The organism is Neobacillus vireti (assembly GCF_036962345.1).
GTDB classification, from domain to species: Bacteria; Bacillota; Bacilli; order Bacillales; family Cytobacillaceae; genus Neobacillus; species Neobacillus vireti_A.
The window spans coordinates 21171-38979 of record NZ_JBALNB010000017.1; the positions used below are offsets into that span (position 1 = coordinate 21171).

General features: G+C 38.8%; 15 protein-coding genes and 1 pseudogene. 4 read left to right on the forward strand and 12 right to left on the reverse strand.

The features are described 5' to 3' along the window. Positions 1-10 precede the first annotated feature (10 nt). From V7108_RS19850 to V7108_RS19900, 11 genes are all read right to left on the reverse strand, one after another. On the reverse strand, positions 11-1708 hold the full coding sequence (locus tag V7108_RS19850; protein WP_335569170.1) for an EndoU domain-containing protein: 1698 nt from the start codon (positions 1706-1708) through the stop codon (positions 11-13). Positions 1709-1712: 4 nt separating this feature from the next. Continuing rightward, positions 1713-2042 carry a hypothetical protein gene (locus V7108_RS19855; RefSeq protein ID WP_335569171.1) on the reverse strand — a complete coding sequence of 110 codons (330 nt, stop codon included), beginning with the start codon at positions 2040-2042 and terminating at the stop codon, positions 1713-1715. Continuing rightward, entirely contained in the window at positions 2035-2745 is a 711-nt protein-coding gene (locus tag V7108_RS19860; protein ID WP_335569172.1) for a DUF5081 family protein, read from the reverse strand. The genes V7108_RS19855 and V7108_RS19860 overlap by 8 nt, the downstream gene beginning before the upstream one ends. Continuing rightward, entirely contained in the window at positions 2742-3041 is a 300-nt protein-coding gene (locus V7108_RS19865; protein WP_335569173.1) for a WXG100 family type VII secretion target, read from the reverse strand. Before V7108_RS19865 ends, V7108_RS19860 begins: the two co-directional genes overlap by 4 nt. Next, the gene (locus tag V7108_RS19870; RefSeq protein ID WP_335569174.1) at positions 3034-3432 is read right to left on the reverse strand and encodes a chorismate synthase; all 399 of its coding nucleotides are present in this window, start codon (positions 3430-3432) and stop codon (positions 3034-3036) included. The genes V7108_RS19865 and V7108_RS19870 overlap by 8 nt, the downstream gene beginning before the upstream one ends. Next, on the reverse strand, positions 3425-7963 hold the full coding sequence (gene essC / locus V7108_RS19875; RefSeq protein WP_335569175.1) for a type VII secretion protein EssC: 4539 nt from the start codon (positions 7961-7963) through the stop codon (positions 3425-3427). The genes V7108_RS19870 and essC overlap by 8 nt, the downstream gene beginning before the upstream one ends. A gap of 120 nt (positions 7964-8083) precedes the next feature. Next, complete coding sequence (gene essB, locus V7108_RS19880) at positions 8084-9307, reverse strand: type VII secretion protein EssB (RefSeq protein ID WP_335569176.1); 1224 nt, start codon at positions 9305-9307, stop codon at positions 8084-8086. 22 nt (positions 9308-9329) lie between these two features. Further along, positions 9330-9581, reverse strand: coding sequence for an EsaB/YukD family protein (locus tag V7108_RS19885; RefSeq protein WP_335569177.1), 252 nt, complete (start codon positions 9579-9581; stop codon positions 9330-9332). A gap of 16 nt (positions 9582-9597) precedes the next feature. After that, positions 9598-10095, reverse strand: coding sequence for a type VII secretion protein EssA (gene essA, locus V7108_RS19890; RefSeq protein ID WP_335569178.1), 498 nt, complete (start codon positions 10093-10095; stop codon positions 9598-9600). Beyond that, complete coding sequence (esaA, locus tag V7108_RS19895) at positions 10070-13462, reverse strand: type VII secretion protein EsaA (RefSeq protein ID WP_335569179.1); 3393 nt, start codon at positions 13460-13462, stop codon at positions 10070-10072. Before esaA ends, essA begins: the two co-directional genes overlap by 26 nt. 180 nt (positions 13463-13642) lie before the next feature. After that, entirely contained in the window at positions 13643-13939 is a 297-nt protein-coding gene (locus V7108_RS19900) for a WXG100 family type VII secretion target (RefSeq protein WP_335509690.1), read from the reverse strand. A gap of 449 nt (positions 13940-14388) precedes the next feature. On the opposite strand from V7108_RS19900, the gene V7108_RS19905 reads away from it, so the two are divergent. Both V7108_RS19905 and V7108_RS19910 read left to right on the forward strand, forming a co-directional pair. Next, a complete protein-coding gene (locus V7108_RS19905; protein ID WP_335509688.1) occupies positions 14389-14577 on the forward strand; it encodes a hypothetical protein in 189 nt (62 codons plus the stop codon). A gap of 425 nt (positions 14578-15002) precedes the next feature. After that, on the forward strand, positions 15003-15485 hold the full coding sequence (locus V7108_RS19910) for a PepSY domain-containing protein (protein WP_335569180.1): 483 nt from the start codon (positions 15003-15005) through the stop codon (positions 15483-15485). Between the two features lie 127 nt (positions 15486-15612). On the opposite strand, the pseudogene V7108_RS26935 reads toward V7108_RS19910, so the two are convergent. Next, a pseudogene (locus V7108_RS26935) lies at positions 15613-16136 on the reverse strand (CBO0543 family protein). A 250-nt stretch (positions 16137-16386) separates the two neighbouring features. Here V7108_RS26935 and V7108_RS19925 point away from each other — a divergent pair. Both V7108_RS19925 and V7108_RS19930 read left to right on the forward strand, forming a co-directional pair. Further along, complete coding sequence (locus tag V7108_RS19925; protein ID WP_335569183.1) at positions 16387-16974, forward strand: undecaprenyl-diphosphatase; 588 nt, start codon at positions 16387-16389, stop codon at positions 16972-16974. Positions 16975-17214: 240 nt separating this feature from the next. After that, positions 17215-17724: a hypothetical protein gene (locus V7108_RS19930; RefSeq protein ID WP_335569184.1), complete on the forward strand. Its 510-nt coding sequence runs from the start codon at positions 17215-17217 to the stop codon at positions 17722-17724. Positions 17725-17809: the final 85 nt, after the last annotated feature.

Consider the following 17809-nt stretch of genomic DNA (forward strand, 5'->3'; position numbering starts at 1 on the left):
TTTATTAAGCTTAATAGCCTGATGGGTGAGGTGCATTCACTTTACCTGTTGGGTATCCACTCGTTACATCATCACCCATTTTGATGACATCAATTTCAACTCCATTTATTGTTGCTCTATGCCAAGTCGCTTCATCTCTTAATCTAGTTGATATAGCCGGTGTTTCTCCAACATCTATGATGCTTTTAATAATTTGATCATCACTCCACGAATCTGGAAATAATGTACTCTTTTTAAGTCTAGAGATATTACCATCTGGAAATTGTTTGGTAAACACAACATTTTTTGTACCATCAGCATTAGTTGACAGCACTTCCACTGCAAAATCTACATTATCGTTGTTTATACTTGGGGAATGTCCACCGATAATAATATTCCTTTGTGCTTTTCGTTGCCCTTCCAATATTTTAGCTTTCATATCTGAACTAATACTAGTACTCGATGATCCTGAGCCCGTCCCCCGAGGTCCCCCGTTAAGATTGACCTCCATCCGATTAATGAAATCCCTTAGCTTATTCTCCACCGTGTGGGTATTATCGACACGAAGATAATACCTTTCACCCGTATCGGTCACTACAAGCCTCTTTTTAGAAGGAATCATGTTTTTCCCAAATGTGACAGCAGAGTCTACTACCCATCCCACTTCTATTGTATCTTTTGCCAGCTTCTTTATCACTAGATTCGACACATCTTTTATAACAGCACCAGCACTCTTTAGGCGTGTGACAGCAAACTGTTCAGCCGTTTTTACCAGATTATTTACTTTTGTCATCCCTTTTTGGAAACTGCTTTTTACCCCTGTTTTCATGCTGATTAGAGCCGTATCCTTACCAATGTGAGTGAGCCGTGCTGTGCCGGACAATTTCTTTAAAGCACCCACACCAGGGATAATATCCAATGGCGCTAATAATCCGCGAAACCAGCGTTCTCCCGTACCCAGTTCCCGGCCGGAGACCCAGTCTTTCCCGGACACGGCCGAACTCAATTCCAGCGTACCATAGGCAACTCCTAAGGCCATACCTGCGGGAGGACAGACGATTGAAACACCAACGATTACCACCAGTGCGCCCAATTGCACCCAAAATTCCTTGTTTTCCTGCTGGTTCCGAATCGATTCATATTCAAAAGCACGGGTATTTAGGGCTGCCTGCTGGTACTGCTCTTGTGAAATATCCTTGTCGGGATTGAGTTTCTTCCATTCCTCATATTCCAGCTTCATCTGTTCCCCATAGAAATCGCTGCTGCTGAATAAATCATCGAGGCTTACTTCTGTTTTGGGAACTTCCATCGATTGATAAGGACCATAGCCCCCATCGTAAATAATTTGTGTTTCAGTTGCACCAATCCGGTTTTTCGTTGTGTAGTTGGAAATCGTTAAATCCCGCATCGCTTCCACAAAGGCATCCATATCTTCATAGAATGGCTGATCAATCGTACGGTCGACAATACCGCCGACCTTTCCCGCAAAACTATGCAGTACATCAAAGTCCTCATATAAGTTTTGGTATTTATTTTCCAGACTTGTATACTGAAAAGATATGACACCATCATGATCATAGTCGGCGATATCGGATTTGGCATCCTCCAAATTTTCACTGATGTCTTTCAGGTTATCGATCATCCCTTTACCCCAGCGCCATAAACCAATCAAATCACCAATCCCGTCCCTCATCTTTTCCCAGTCGGAGGGGATATATTTAACATCCACCTTATCATACCCCCAGTTTCGCTATGATTTGTTCGGCTATGGCCTCGTCTGCCTGTATCATCTTATTGAGGATATCCACAACCAATGCTCCTGCACGGGAGTAATTGTCATGTAAATCCATTACCTTTTGATTTGCTTTCGCATATACTTCCATTGTCTTTTTTGCTTTTCCTGCGGTGTAATAATGGAGATTTCCCAGTTTTTCAATATTTGGAACGGCATTGGTATCCAGTTCCATGATAATCCCCATCAATAATTTATAAATGGTTGTGATCTCATCAGGATCAATATTAATAAGCTGGCTGGAACCGCCCCCGTCCATAGCTTCAAGCATATGACTTTGCCTCCTTGTAAGGAAAATCCAATTCATCAAAGAGTACTTTTAAGAACCAATATTGACTTGCATGATAATATTTTTGATTCACCGTATCGACCATGATTAACTTCTTATCCTTGGTAAAAACAAGCCATTGCTGATAGTAATTCGCATTGAATTTGCTTTTTGGTTCCTCTTTTAAATGAAAGAATTCTAGATTCATCAACGACTGTTCTGGTTCAAATTCTTGTGTCTCTCGTCTTTCCTGATGAGATAATTCAACTTTTAAGAAGGTTTTTTCTTTTTCCTCCGGTTCTCTTAAGACGAGCGGAAAATGTTCACTCAGCATGATAAGCAACAATGCTTTCGAGGTGACACGTAACTGATAATGGCCTTGTTCTTCCAATTCCACGAGTACAATGACTTCATCATGTTCTTTTTCACGAAAGGCAACCATCAAGTTATTAATGCGGACATATTTTTCACTTTGATGATAAAATTCCATCGCTTGAATGATGATCGCCCCCGGTTTGGTTATTTTCCCTTCAGGGGATAAAATCCCCTTTTCCTTTAACCGTTGGTATGCCTCTTTAAAGACCTCATCACCCTTTAATTGATACATCTCTTTTTCAGGTAACCCAAACAGGACATGACCGCCAAAAGCTGCCGCTAATAGGTATAGCTCAGGTGCTGTAAATACATCAGCAGACTCTTTTCTCATAAGTTCCTCACTTCTTTTACGGAACTGTCCTGTAGGAAGTCATCCAAGTAACCATCTAGGTTATTTAAAGCTTTTGTCTGTTTTGCGACTGCTGACTTCATATCATGATGGTATTTTTGAATGATTTCGATATAAGTTAAAAAAGCATCTCTGGATTTTCCGCTCCACTTAGCGGAATGGACGGTAGAAATTAATTGTTGGCATTGATCATACGTACTAGCAATCGACTTTTCTAATGCCTTGGCTGCAGCTTTCGCCTCTTGAACTTTACCAGTGTCAATTTTAACGTCACCCATTGAACAAATCCTCCAATTTTTCTTTTAACTCTTGTAATTCTTTTTCTCTCTCAGCTCTTTCAGCCTCTGCTTCTTTAATGGCTAAATTTTTATAATGTACGTATCTCTCATACGCTTTATTTTTGGCGGCAACGAGCGAATCCCGTTTATCTTTGTCCTGTTGGAAATACCGGTTTAATTGTTCAGTTAAATGTTCCCGTGTATTTTCAAAATCATTGGAAGGTATATCTGTATGAGATAAATTCGGAACAGCCGAAATATAGGAACTGTATGCCGAATTTGCTTCAGAAACCAGATTATCATGCTCTGAAATCGCGTCTTTTAGATTTTCATACAGCTCATGGTAATCGTCTCTTTTTTTTTCTATCTCTGTTTTAAACCAATCAAACACCTATATTCACTTCCTCTCTTTTTTGGAAAGGAGCAGCTATTTTGATCTTTTCTGCTTTGCCATGTTTAATATAATAAGCTTCATATGGAAGTAAGTTCTGCTCTTTGTAAGGTCGATGTAAGACCTCCAGGATGCTCTGGTCCGTGATTCTGCTGATTAAAATACCTGACTTTTGTTTCTTTACGAAGGTCGCGATCTCATCATACTTTCTTTCGATCGCACCGTGAACAGCTCCGATAACAAAATAAATTCCTACTCTAGAACCCGTTTCCATTAATCTTGCCAACAACGATTGTGTTGTTAAGGACATGGTTTCCATAACAAATGATACATCCGTAATAAGGACAACCATCGGACGAATTTCTTTCAGATACTCCTTCATTGTCACACGGCCATCTGATGCTGATTGGATTTGCCGGAATGCGTCTTCCCTTGTTTCAAATAATTGCTGCAGCCGCTCTACAAAACCATCCATTTCCAGGTCTGTGTCCGCATAGATATTCACGTTTTCCTTGAATCCGCTAAATCTTGAAGAAGCATTGTCCAGTAAGCCAACATCGATGTGTTCATTGATCGAGGTACTTGAAACAAGTGTTAAGAATGTTTGCTCAACTAGGTCGACTCGATCACTTAAAATCAAGGTATTTTGATCTTCAAAAAATCCTAACTCCAGCGGCTCTACATATTCAAAATCAACAGCAAATGGGATGCCTCCTTTGCTTAAAATGGCTTTTGCCTTCGATTGATTCATCAAGGCAGTGAATTCAATCATCTCCGGAACCATTGGAATCCGAAGCGGCATCTCTCCTTTCCAAGCGCTCCTCATTTCCCTGCACTCTTCTTGTATATGTTTAATAACCGCTAACGTATCCACCCCTTTTACAGGAAGTGCTGTTTGAAAGACGACAGGCTGCTCCAATTTCACTAAGCCGCGTCCTGGGATTTCTTCAATTGTTAACTCTGTTCTTCCAACGATATTTCTCGGTTCCGTCCCGTCAATCATATAGAGAGCAATTTGATGTTTGATATTTGAAAGTAATGGAGCTCTTAACGCACTTTGGCGTCCGGCACTAATCACCAGGTGAATCCCTGCACTTACTCCCTCCCTGGCAATTTGAGCGGCGACTTTTTCAAACTCCTCACGATAAGGAGCATCGGATATGGAGTCGAAAGTATCGATGATTAATAGAATCGCAGGGACTTCTTCACCACTTGCCTGCTCATACATGCGGATCGTAGCTACACCATATTTACTTAATTTTCGCTTTCGCTCCTTTAATTCATGTTGTAGTCTGCGGAAAAGCTTTCCTAGTTTGATTTCCTCATCGACCATGATCGTGTCTGCTACATGCGGCAGGTCCTTCATCGGGAGCAGCCCATTTGTTCCTAGGTCAATAAGAAAGATGTGAACTCTTTCCGGGTTATGATGTCTGGCAATATCCATGGCCACGCTTTGTAAGAAGGTCGACTTCCCATACCCGGGACTGGAAAAGACCGCCATATGGCCATCCTTGGTCAAATTCAAGGTAAGTGGTTTTTGCTCCTGCATTTCTGGTAGATCAAGAAAACCGAATGTCACTTCGAGTGATTTCTTATCGATATACCAAGCTTCTTTATAGTCGACATCATCTAACTCAGGAAGAAAAATTCGTTCCTCGAGTGGCGGCAGCCATGGTCTAGGAAGTTCCACAATCCTTTTTTCATTTGCATAGTCATGAATGTAATCCACAACCGCGTCAAGCTCTGTCGGGACTTTTGAGATATCCTTCTTATTTGAAAGGCCGCTTAAATCTTGAGAAAGGATGTCATATTGGCCGAGATCATTTATCCCGTAAATCGTGGTGTCCATTAAATCTTGTTCATCCTTATCAGGGGTGTAATCAGCACCGCTCCAGGCACTTTGGAATAATTCATAAATTTCATTGTTGCCGACTTGCAAGTAAGCCCTGCCTGGCAGTGTGATTTCCGCAGCATCCGGTGTTTTTAAAATTTCGTTGGAATCACTGGCATTTTGGACTTTAAGGGCCAGTTTAAATTTCGAGTTGGACCAAATCTGGTCATCTACTACACCACTTGGCTTTTGTGTCGCCAAGATGAGATGAATCCCTAGGGAACGTCCAATACGGGCTGTTGAAACAAGCTCCTTCATAAACTCTGGCTGTTCGGATTTAAGTTCAGCAAATTCATCTGAAATTAAGAATAAATGCGGCATCGGCTCTCTGGCCTCACCTGATTTATAAAGCTTTTGATATTGGTTAATGTGGTTCACATCATATTGGCCAAACAGACGCTGTCGTTTTTGCAATTCTGCTTTGATGGAAGCAAGTGCACGCATTGATTGGGCACCGTCCAAGTTCGTAATTGTTCCCAATAAGTGCGGTAGCTGTTTAAATAAATTGGCCATCCCGCCGCCTTTATAGTCGATTAGCAGGAACGCCACTTCATGAGGGTGGAAATTGACCGCAAGTGAGATGATATACGACTGAATAATTTCCGATTTACCGGATCCCGTCGTCCCAGCGACTAAACCATGCGGTCCATGTGCTTTTTCGTGCAGATTCAAGTAGACGATATCTTCCTTTCCACGTAAACCGAGTGGAACAGCAAGGCTTTTATAGGTTTCATTTTTTCCCCAGCGCTCTTGAATTCGAAGTTCCTCGACTTTTTCCACTCCATACATTTCCAGGAATGTCACACTTTCCGGTATCGAATTCCTTAAGTTTTGTAAATGATGAAGCGGGGCCAATGCCCTTGACATACCTTCTTTGTTAAAGTCATCCGGCAGATGATCCGGATTGAATCTTCGATTGACCAATTCTCCCTCTTCCAGAAGAATCACGCCTGTCTCAGCATCGCGAATGTCAATAATGGTCTTGACATGCTCTGGCAAAGACTGCATCACATCCTCTACAAATACAAGCGAAACACCCAATTCACTAGGGTCTTCATTAAAGTACTCCATCACCGTATGATCAAAAATCAGTTTTTCATCGGTAATCAGAACAACATAATGCGGAGAGAAATACAGCTTTTCATTTTTATTGGTTTTTTCATCTACCGCAAGTTTGCGGTCTTTTAAAATTTGATAAAGAGAATGTAACACTTGATCACGCGACCGCTCATGATACACAAATCCACGTACATTGATATCCCGTACGCTTGCATGAGGGAGCCAGCGCATCCAGTCCCATCTTTCTTTCTCATCTTCCGGAAAAATCGTGATAAACTGCAGGTCATGATAACTATGGAAAAGGGCTGTCTGCATCACCAATAATTGCAATTGTTCTAGCACAAATGGGCGCTGGCCGATATATCCAACAGGACCTTTCATTAAGGATGTCACCACCGGCACATCGTCCAATGTAAGATAGTGCGACTTTAAGAGGCTTGCTGCCTCGAGAAGTTCATCCTTTTCAAGAGTAAATTCTTCAATATTGAATTCAATCTCAAAACTCGAATCAATCCGCCCTAATCCTACGCGGTAGGTGAGAAAATCATGATGGAACATCGTCTTTTCATAAATACGCGAATGGACGTTTCTTGCCATTTGACGGATTTGTTCAGCGTCTGGATAATGATAATGTAAAGCATGCCGCTGTTCTTCACTTGCTTTATATAACTCATGGGTTTTTTGTTTTAAATAGTCCCGATAACTTTGATTCCGTTCTTTTAGATCCGAACGATATTTTTTCAGGCTTTTCAAATAGGACGTGATGGAAAAAATAACAGTTGTGACCGTCATGGCCAGCATCGCAATAATATAGAACCCATTGGGCCGAAAAATAGAGACCACCACCATTGCAGCAATCATTACAAGCGGTGGAACAATGACACGTGCCAGTTGTTCACTCGGCTTCGTCGGTTTATTGGATGGTTTTGCGATTTTCCTTTTATCCGTCGGCTCACGATAAATAATTCTTGGTGAACGGTGATAATCAGGATAATCACTGTCAAAGACATGATTGGTCCCGAATAACCGAATTAGTTTCGTTTCCTTTATCCACTCAATCCCTAAAACCTCTAGGTCAAGCCTTCCAATCTTTACTAAGATTCCAGCAAAAAAAAGCTGGTCGCCCGGTTCTAACACCACAGATTCTGATATACGGATGAAGTTATGGTACACCTCACCATGAAAGGCTTCCAATGTAAAAGGATCTCCAAGATGCTCGCGAATCAGCACCACATCCACAGTTGCATTGGTTAATGTGACATCATCATAATCGTTTGCACCAATCGTAATACTATAATGCTTTGCTGTATCGTATACCTGCCACTCAGTTTCTTCCTTCAAATACAGTTGTATGAGGTCATCGTGATGCTTTATTGTCAAACTTTCATTTAGACAAAGCAGCTTTTCACCTATTTTACAGCCAACACCATCCCAGTGAATCTCAAATGATGTGTGCATCTCTGTACAGGTAATCGTGTTAGACCTATCACTTCCAACTGTTAATATTTTTGGGTTATTTCTATTTAAATGGCATTTGTGCAATTGATTTTTATAGCTTAGCAATAATAATCGTTGTGCCATCTTTCTCTCCCTCTCTACACACGAGTAAACACCAATCTAATTTTTTCCTGGCGCTTCATTCGTTTCACTACTTTTGGCATTCGTCTATTCCTCTTCATTCTTTTTTTCTTGACGGATTACTTATTGGCTTTTTGGGTCCTTCATTTGATTTGGATCCTGTAATCCGGCAGGGTCGGATGTGTCTGGATCAAGGCCATATTTTTCAGCGTAGCTTTTATATTGTTCTTCATAATTTTGAACTCTCTTTTCACGCTCCGTACCACTTAATGCAGGGTCATTTTTCGCCCCTTCTATTTGTTTAATCAGACCATACATAATTAATTGTGGGTCGTCGATAAACTTGGCAATGTCAATGGTCCTGTTAAAATCACCCCGGCCATTGTAAATCCAGTACAACAAATAATTCGGATCACTCTTTATACTAATATTTTTTAAGATTGTCTCTTTTTGAACGTTAGAGAGCCGCTCTGATTTGATATAAGAATAGGCAAGCGTATATTTCGTTGCGCTTGGTAATTTTTCCGGGTTTTCATCCTCTAATTCATGGATGACATTCCCGTAATCCAACGATAAAAAATAACGATTGGCTTCAAGGAGATGCCCTTGATAAGGTACTTTCACAAAATTCAGATAAATCAACACAATCGTTAAAAGGACAGATAACGAAATCATGATAAATGTTAACTGTTTAAACAGACGAAATTGCTTTTTCGGTACAATTTGCATCTTCTTTTCAGTTTCCATTTTTTCTTGGATGTAATGATTATTCAACAGCTTGATTAAAGCATCAAGATCGTCGATTTCACCTATTTGGCGCTCAAATTCGGTATCTTTTGCATGATTCAATGAACCAGCATAAAGTTCATCAAAACGATATTTTTTCGAAAACAGTGCGACAATCAAACATTTATATTGGAAAAGAAATGTTTCTTCATCGAATTGATAAGGGGGAACTACATCCCGGATTCCACGATACACGAATGATGGTATAAGATTATCGTCAACGATGAGATGATCCGGATGCAGGAAGAAAGTCATTCGTGTGGTTAGACATATTCTGAAGCGAGCTAGATTACATAACAGCCGCAATTTATCTTTTCGGTCCAGCTTGCGGATATCTTCCCATTGTTTAGCATGTGGATCCACCATAAAGGTAAAGATAAATTGGTCATCTTCCTCTTCGACGAATGATGGTACGAATAAATCTGAGTCCTGATTGATCAGTACCATTTGACGGATATCGTTCACACGTGTTTGTGATTTCGGCAGTTTTAACTGCCATTTGTCTTCATGAATGAGAAACTGATAGGTCATTGATTCCATTTGGATAGTTTTTTCGTTCATGTTTTTCTACTCCTTTTAAAAGCTATAAAACTTGTAAAATATCACCATTTGTCACTGGATAATCGATAAGACGATCATCATCCGTCAATAATAGCTCTTTATCTGGGATCTTTATCGCAAAAAGAGAAACCTTTGCTATTTCGAGATTCAATGTTTCAATCAAATTCCCCAGCAGCTGTTTAATCGGTTGGTGGGCAGGGATTCGTACGTCGTATTGCCCTTTACTCCATTTGCTAAAATCAACCGTCACGTTAACATGTGTTTCTCTGGGCATTGTTTTATCACCTTTCCTACAGTATTTTTCTCGACATCACATAAATTCCTGCACAACCGGCTGCGACCATTCCAATGAGGACCACCACCATTTTACTGCTCATGAAGCTTTCTTTATGATTCTTGTGGGATGCTTCGGCAGATTGAAACGAATAATCACTGGCAAACAGAGCCTTTTCCTTATCCCTTAAGGAGGTATCGGATCCACTAGGCTTTATAAAAAGCTTTTGTTTCACCTTCTTAATTGATTTTTCCATTTCTGTTTGTTTGGTTTGAATGGCCGCCCGAGTTTGTTCTTTGAACAAATCGGGCGCAACCTTTTCCAATACAGTTTCTTTATTATCTTGACTTTCCGGCTTTTCCCTTTCAGCAGCCTCTTTACTAATGCGGTCGGTTTCCAGCCTTAATTTCCCACTATGATCTAGTGTAGTCTCCGCTAAGGGATGGAGAGAAACGAAGGAAAACATTCCTAAACAAACAATGAAAAAACTAAAGGGATTCACTAATTTCTTCATTAGGTGCCTCCTTGTTCCTCGGTACATGGTGCAGTACTAACAAATGACCAATCAGACTCAACACGATTAAGGCAAGTAAGCTGCCAATGATGATCTTATTGTCCGCTGCTCCACTACTAAACTGCATGAATAACTTCTCAATGTATTGCAATGGTGAATATTCCCTTAGTTTTGCCGCTAAAGAGGCTTTATCAAATTGAAGTCCCAGTGCTTCCGTAAAGAATAAATATAAACTCAACATCACCAATAGGATAAACATGCCAATCATTTTCAATTGACGTAATAAATAGGCGGCTACAAGAAGCATCGCTAGCATGATCAATGTGATCATACCAATCCAAAGCAGGATTTTTTCTTCACTTATTTGCAATAAATAACTGGAAAGCAATCCGATCGCTAGCCCTTCGACAAGACCAATGCTTGCTGTAATAATCGTGAGCGGTGTGTTCCTGCCTATTAATGTTGTTTCTTCTGCAAATGAATCATTCTGAAGCCGTTTGCGTTCATGAATGGAAAGAACATATGCCGTAAATAAAGCGACAATGAAACATATCAAGACAAGAAAATAGGGAGTAAATGTATCACCTGCTTGGATGACTCCAGCATTTTTGGTTTGGACAGGATTGGACAGGAAACTGAGAAGATGTTCATTTGGCCGCTGCCCAATACGGCTATTAGCAAGTACTCCTCCAAAATTCTGAGCGAAATTCTTATCTTCTACTAATTTATTTGTTAAATTTTCCGAAAGATCGCCAGCCTGTTTCACTAAAGTTGTACCGCTGACTTGAATTTCTTTCGCCTGTTGATCAATGGCAGCGAAGGTTTTAAATACATGGTCGGCGGTAGTTGCATTATTTTTCGATTGATCGGCTAGCGCCTGGCTGGCAGCAAGTAACGAATTCAATCCACTGCCTAGTGCAAGTATCGCAGTTTGTTCTTCACCTTCATTGAGTAAGATAGTAGATTCCGCTTCCTGCAGCTGAAGACTTGCTTCACGCCATGCTGCCAAATCCTGTAGTGTATTAGACAGATTCGTATTTAGTATTTCAGCTTGTGCCATGGTTTGTTTGATCATCTCCATCATTTGCATGGAATTTTGGTTTGCACCGTTGACAAGTTGAACATACTCATCCATCTTACTTTTCAAGTTCACTGTTTGCTGCCGGACTTCTTCTGTAATTTGCTTCGCAACATAATTGGCTAAAACCTCTACAATATCTTCCTTGTTAAATAAATAATAGAGAGAATCCACTGTTGCCATATCCCTTAAATTGGTTTGAATCAACTGATTTTCCAAATTAGGTTGATTAAACTGCTCCAACCCAATTCCAAAATAGGCGCCATAAAGCATCAACAATTTTTGGTACTCACTGACCGTATCACTTGCTGCATTGATTAACACACTTGTTGCGTCACTCATCAGAGGTGACATCACCTGATGCTGAATGGTGTTATTTACCATCATTACTATTTCAGCTGGATTCTTCGGATCATTCTTTGGCTCATTATTATTTTGGTCACCAGTAGTGGGTTCATTTTTGTTTTCTGCATTTTTATTTTGCTCAACAGTCTTTCGTTCATTTTCCGTTGCTTCCATCACGCTAGCGATCGTATCGTTTGCAGGTCCACCCTTTTCTTCGGATACGCCCGGCGTCACTTCTTCTAACTGTCCTGTTTTTTGTTCAGTTGGCGATGAAGGTTCTCCTGCCGTTTCCGGCGGAACAGGTGTATCCACTTGTGTGACATCCTTTTGTTCCATCTCCCAATTCCATGTAATTGGTTGGAAAACATCAATAGTTGCCGCTATTTCTTTTAACTTCACCTTTACTTTTACGGTGAATGATCCTTTGTCTGTTTCAGGAAGCGTAATCTGTTTGTTTTTAAGAAAAGGCTTAGTATAATCCATTTCAGGACGATTGGGTAATGTCAATAAAACCTGAGCAACAGAAAATTCCTTTGGAATAGATAAGGTAAACTCCTGACCGCTCTTGTTCGCTTCAGGTAGGATGACGGAATCCGTTACCATGACGCCATTTATCATCAAGTGATGTTTGATTTCTTTCACTTGGTCTGATAATGGCAGGCTATTTGTTTCAAGGTTTGGGGTATAACCAAACTCCTTATTGTATTGTTTCGATACGGCGATGACATTTTTTAGTTGTGTAAGTGTTATCTTTTTCAATCCTAATCCATCTAGATCTTCTTGGTCTAAGGACGGAAGCAGATCCATTTGCTTTTGGATAAGAGTACGGACATTTGCATCCGGTCTCGCAAAAATATGATTGAGGTGCACACTTTGCTCTTTACCAGCAGAATGATTGATTTCCCTTTTTAGCTTTTCAGCAACGAATTGCTGCATGTCAGCTGCCAATTGATCGACTAACTCTGTATTCACTTTCTCCATTTTTTCCTTTGTACTTGTCAGGTACGCTTGAATGGCTGCTGACTCAGACAACATAGTAGCGGTTTTATCCTTTGTTGAATGGAACTGGCCATTGATTGCCTTGTTCGCGGAACGTAAATCATCTAACTGTTGAAGGACATTACGCTGATTCATTTTGCTGTTAAAATCGCCTAACTGTTCTGAAAAACCCTTTGAAAGAAGCATGTCAGCTGCCTGCTTTTTAGTAAAGTCCATGAAGCTGGACTGATACGTATGGCTTGTTTGAACTCCTTCGCCCATGCTGCTCTCAAATTCTTTTAAAATATCCTGTAAGCCTTTAAAACTATCTCTCGATACGTTTGTATGATCCTGTACTGCTCCAAGCCGTAAGGTATAACCGGTTAACGGACGCTGAATATCCTGATGATAAACATTTGTATATAATTGTTCTTTATTAACCAATGTACTAACATTGTCTTGTGCATCATGTAAATTTCCAATGACACTTGCAAAATAAACATCAATAATTCTCCGATTAAACTCTCCTAAGATGGAGCTCGCCGTTTTCTCTGCCTCTGCTTTCATATTACTGTTTTCAGATGCATTAATTTTATAATTCAACACAACCTTCTCTGGTGATTTCGAGTCAATGGATAATGCTTTTTGCGTAAAGTCATTGGGAATGACAATGATCATATGGTAAACATTCCGCTTCAGTCCGTTTTCTGCCACCCCACGACTGACGACATACCAGTCATATTGACTGTCTTTTTCAATACCCTTGATAAACCCATTACCAAATTCATAGTATTCCTCATTAAATTCCGCACCTTGATCCTCATTAACTAACGCGATTCTCATTTTTTGGTTATCTATGTTGTTTTTGCCTTTTGAAGCTTGATTTAACGCCAAATAAGAAATCCCAGATGAAAGAACAAGCACTAGAATTAAAAATAACAAGATACCCCGCTCAAGCTTTTTCATTCCAATCAACCCCTGTAAATCATTCTTATGTATAAAAGTGAATCATCCTTTTATGAATCCCCGGAAAGAAGATAAACAAGAACAAAAGCCACACAACAATTGTCGTATGGCTTTTTGCTCTCGGGCAGCATAGTCGCGAACGTCTCATTCTACTTATCTACTTTTAGACTGATAGAATTATTATTGTAAACCAAAATTCTGTGATAATTGCTCATCCTGTTGAGCCACAGCTTCCGCCGTTTTGTTCAATTGTGTATTAATATCTTGCATCAATTGTGCAAAGTTTTGTACCTTTGGCTTCAACTCGTTGAACTGATCATCAAATCTTTGGAATGCACGACCTTCCCATTCGCCGCGAAGTTCATTTTGTAAATTAGTAAGATCCCTTAAAATTTGTTCAATTTGTTGGGCGCTTTGGCCATATCGTGTTGCTTTTGCTTTTAACTCAGCTGGGGTCATACGAATTTGTCCAGACATATCTCTTCATCTCCTCTCCCTTATTTTTGTCTATAGAAAATAGACATTTTTTATCATAAAAATTTCATGATAAAACATGGGTCACGCTTCCTCTACCTAATTAGCAAAAAACATTTGATTTATTTCCCATTTATCCCACCCAAACTTATACAGTTTTTCCTGTATATGTATATATCACGAATAAAAAAAACATTCAAATGTCACTGAATGGCGATATAAACGCTTCTAGTACTATTTTCTTATATTTATCTTGATGTAGAATTTTTTCACAGTAAAACAGGCTGTACACGTTTCTTTCTTCCTGAGAAGAATAGCTTGCTTTTCTAGGAATTTAGAATGAATATTGCGAAAATTAGGTCTTCTCTACTTTTTTTCATGGAATTATTTTTGAACGGGGCCTTGCTATGCTTTTCGTGCCATTTTCCAAGTTTACGTGAAAGGGACAAATGTTGAACGCTAGAATCATTGGATTTGTAGTTGCTTTTATTTTGATCTATATGATTTTCGTTGAGGTACCTACCGACAGTGAAACATGGTTTGATATTTTAGGCATAGTAGTGGGTGTAAGTATACTGTGGTTTTTAGCTAGCTATATTTCCTTGAAGCGTTCTTATCATAAAAATAAGGAGCTTTTATAAGTAGGTTATAGATTTTCCTTATGGATGTTCATAATTAATAAATCTTTAACCCCTTGTTCATAGTTTATTCATTAGTACAAGCTATGATAGATACATGAAGAGGAATGCTTTTTTCAAACTTTTTCATACCCCCCTTTTTTATATAGTTTTTGGATTCGGCAATCGACCGAATCTATTTTTTTGTTAATTTCGATCATACTTGACTAACAAAATGGCATTTATGACTAATCCCAATAATTATAGATTACCTCATCAACCATCTGCTTCGTTTCGATTAAACCCTGTAATGCCGTATAGAAGCAGCAGAGTATTTTCCACATAAATAAAAAATCTCTCATTTATTTCTAATGTTTCTATCCTTTTCTTCTCATTTTCGTTGGATATATTGAAAGTGTAGAAAAAATAAAGAAACAGGAGGAATTAAAATGAAAAAGAAAATCATTATTGGTGGTTTATCAGCATTATTAATTTTTGGCGGCGCAGCTGCTGTGGGAGCTTCAAAAAACGGGACCCAGCCAGATGATTCTATTCATCTAGACGACAAAAACACCTCTATTATTGTGGATTCAGTAAACTTACCTGAAATCTCCAAAGGACAAGAAATTGAGTTGGAAACCGAGCACGGCACAACCTTTTATAAAGTAGAGACAGATGATTCCAGCAACACTTCTTCTAGTCAGCCCAATACTGTCTCAAACTTAACAATAGATGAAGCAGCAAGGATCGCCCTTAACAAAGTGAATGGAACCATAACAGAAGTGGAAAAAGAAACTGAACATGGAAGACTAGAATTTAAATTTGAAATTGAATCTAATCGTGGTGAAGCAGACGTGCGGGTTGACGCCCAAACAGGTGAAATCACGAGAGTTGACTTTGATGATGACGATAATGATGACAGTGATGATTAACCAAACCCAAATTTATACCATTCTTTAAATACAATTAAGAACCCCTGACATAAATATCTCCCGAGAAACAGCTTGGGAGATTTTTATTATTAAATGACCTGCTTCTTCTCTGACAAAAAGATCTCTCTTACGACCGATTAGTTATATGCGAATGAGTGGGACAATTTGATTTCTTTGAAGGTTCTTTAAAGAACCACTTGTAATATACATGTGACAGGTGATTCGCAGCAAACATCGTAAAAAAGCTCCAATACCAATTCCACTTTTTATATCGAATTAACCTTGTATACTTAACAAGCAGGACCTCGAGACCTGTAATAAAAGATGTATGAAAAAAATTGTATAAAGCTTTTATCACAATATTTCTTTTATCAGATAATAAAGGTTAAATAAAACACTAAATACAGGGTAAAAAAAGTATTCAAAACAAAAACTACCTTTATATGCCTTTTTAAAATAGAGACGGAATGGATATTGGATAAGATTCTTCTCGACAACAAGTAAACCAAAAAGCCAAGTTATAACCTGTTTAAATAGAAAAATGACTGAGGCATGACGGATTTTTTCCTTTGGAACAAATTTAAACAATAATAGCGCACTTACAGTATAAGCAAAAAATAAAACGTTTTTTTCTTTCCGGTTAGAAGCCATATCAAAACTCCTATATAAACAATTATTATCGATATTACTATTTACCCAAAGTTTAAAAAATATTCAGATAAGGCTTTTATACAAACATCTTTTTCATAATCCCTCTTATTATTTTTTGTTGGATTCGGCAATGCTTCAAGTCAATCATTGACCAAGTAAAGTAGTGAACAGGCACCTATTCCATACATATTAACTTTTTAATCAGGAAAACTAGACATGTTAGTAGACTGGGGACAAAGGAGATATGTATATGGACTACAGGATATTTAGAGCGATTAACCAATTTGCTGGTCGTTATCGGCTTTTAGATATGATGGTGATTATCTTTTCTCAAAAGGTTCGATACTTTTTTCTATTTATTTTAATCTTCATATGGTTTCGAGATAACTCACATAAGAAAGTCACTTTATACGCAATCATTTCGGCGGGGGTATCGATGGTTTTAAATAAAATCATTAAATTATTTTATTTTAAACCTCGCCCTTTCTTGAATCTTGGGACCCATTTATTATCCCCATTTCCATCAAAAAAGAACTCTTCATTTCCAAGTAAACATACCGCTCTAGCATTTGCAGCAGCAACTTCTGTCATGTTTTATAAGCGTTTCCTAGGCAGTGTGATGTACCTTTCCGCTATCCTAACAGGACTCTCTCGCATTTGGATGGGACAACATTATCCTTTGGATATTTTAGGTAGTTCGTTACTAGGAAGTATAACCAGCATAGTAGTAAAGATGACAGGATGGTTATGGAATCCGATTATTGATCGGATAATACAAGCTTATCATGATTACTGCTCGAGAATGAAAAATCATCAAGGGAAATCCTTAATTAAGTAGGGAATTCCCTTTTTTTGTCTAGTAACCCTCTTACCTGCCTAAATAGTTCCTATACCTGTAGATTTTGTTCGTTACCTGCAAATTTCCTTTGATTACATGCCTAATTTATTCCCCACAACCAAAAAGATCTTAAAAGCCTGGATTAACTTGGTGATAATCAGTATTACAGTATTTTTAAGGTAAATTGTTCGAGAAATTGGTCATCATAAGCATGTATGACCAATTGTTGGAGGTTATAAAATGAGAAAAACAATTTATATTTTAATGGCTGCTTTACTACTTTTAGCTGCATGTAATGCAGAAGAACCCAGTCCAAACCAATCAACAAACCAGCCAGTAAAAGAGGAAGCTGAAGATACTCCAAAAGAGGAGACAGAAGAAAAGTTAAATGAACAATCTCAGGAAAATCAACCACAAGAAACACCCCAACCCATTACAGCAGATCAGGTGAAGGAAATTATCAACTATATTGGCATTGGGGAGGGTGACCAATTATCTAATGTTTCTTTTGTAAATGGTGAAATTAAAGCGACGATTGCTTTAGCTCCGAATGAAATGGTTCCTGCTAAGGATATGGCCGTTAATCGATACAGCCAATTATCAGATGAATTATTAAACCATGAAGGTTGGGACATCTTAACGATTGTCTATCCTTCTATTGGGACAATCAGTATGAATCGCAATGAAAAGGAAACAAATGAATTTGGTGATTACTTCCCAACGATGGTAATTGAAGAAAAATTAAAGTGATAAAAAAAGCAATCAAAAAAGAGACTAACCCAGAAGATCGTTGTTGAGCGACCATTTGGGTTAGTTTTTTTCACATTAATAGAAT

Excerpts from the sequence above, each read along its gene's own strand:
- essB (WP_335569176.1), bottom strand. The coding sequence starts at position 9,307 with ATGAACGAAAAAACTATCCAAATGGAATCAATGACCTATCAGTTTCTC.
- V7108_RS19910 (WP_335569180.1), top strand. The coding sequence starts at position 15,003 with ATGAAAAAGAAAATCATTATTGGTGGTTTATCAGCATTATTAATTTTT.
- V7108_RS19900 (WP_335509690.1), bottom strand. The coding sequence starts at position 13,939 with ATGTCTGGACAAATTCGTATGACCCCAGCTGAGTTAAAAGCAAAAGCA.
- V7108_RS19930 (WP_335569184.1), top strand. The coding sequence starts at position 17,215 with ATGAGAAAAACAATTTATATTTTAATGGCTGCTTTACTACTTTTAGCT.
- V7108_RS19885 (WP_335569177.1), bottom strand. The coding sequence starts at position 9,581 with ATGCCCAGAGAAACACATGTTAACGTGACGGTTGATTTTAGCAAATGG.
- V7108_RS19925 (WP_335569183.1), top strand. The coding sequence starts at position 16,387 with ATGGACTACAGGATATTTAGAGCGATTAACCAATTTGCTGGTCGTTAT.
- essC (WP_335569175.1), bottom strand. The coding sequence starts at position 7,963 with ATGGCACAACGATTATTATTGCTAAGCTATAAAAATCAATTGCACAAA.
- essA (WP_335569178.1), bottom strand. The coding sequence starts at position 10,095 with ATGAAGAAATTAGTGAATCCCTTTAGTTTTTTCATTGTTTGTTTAGGA.
- V7108_RS19865 (WP_335569173.1), bottom strand. The coding sequence starts at position 3,041 with ATGGGTGACGTTAAAATTGACACTGGTAAAGTTCAAGAGGCGAAAGCT.
- V7108_RS19855 (WP_335569171.1), bottom strand. The coding sequence starts at position 2,042 with ATGCTTGAAGCTATGGACGGGGGCGGTTCCAGCCAGCTTATTAATATT.
- esaA (WP_335569179.1), bottom strand. The coding sequence starts at position 13,462 with ATGAAAAAGCTTGAGCGGGGTATCTTGTTATTTTTAATTCTAGTGCTT.
- V7108_RS19860 (WP_335569172.1), bottom strand. The coding sequence starts at position 2,745 with ATGAGAAAAGAGTCTGCTGATGTATTTACAGCACCTGAGCTATACCTA.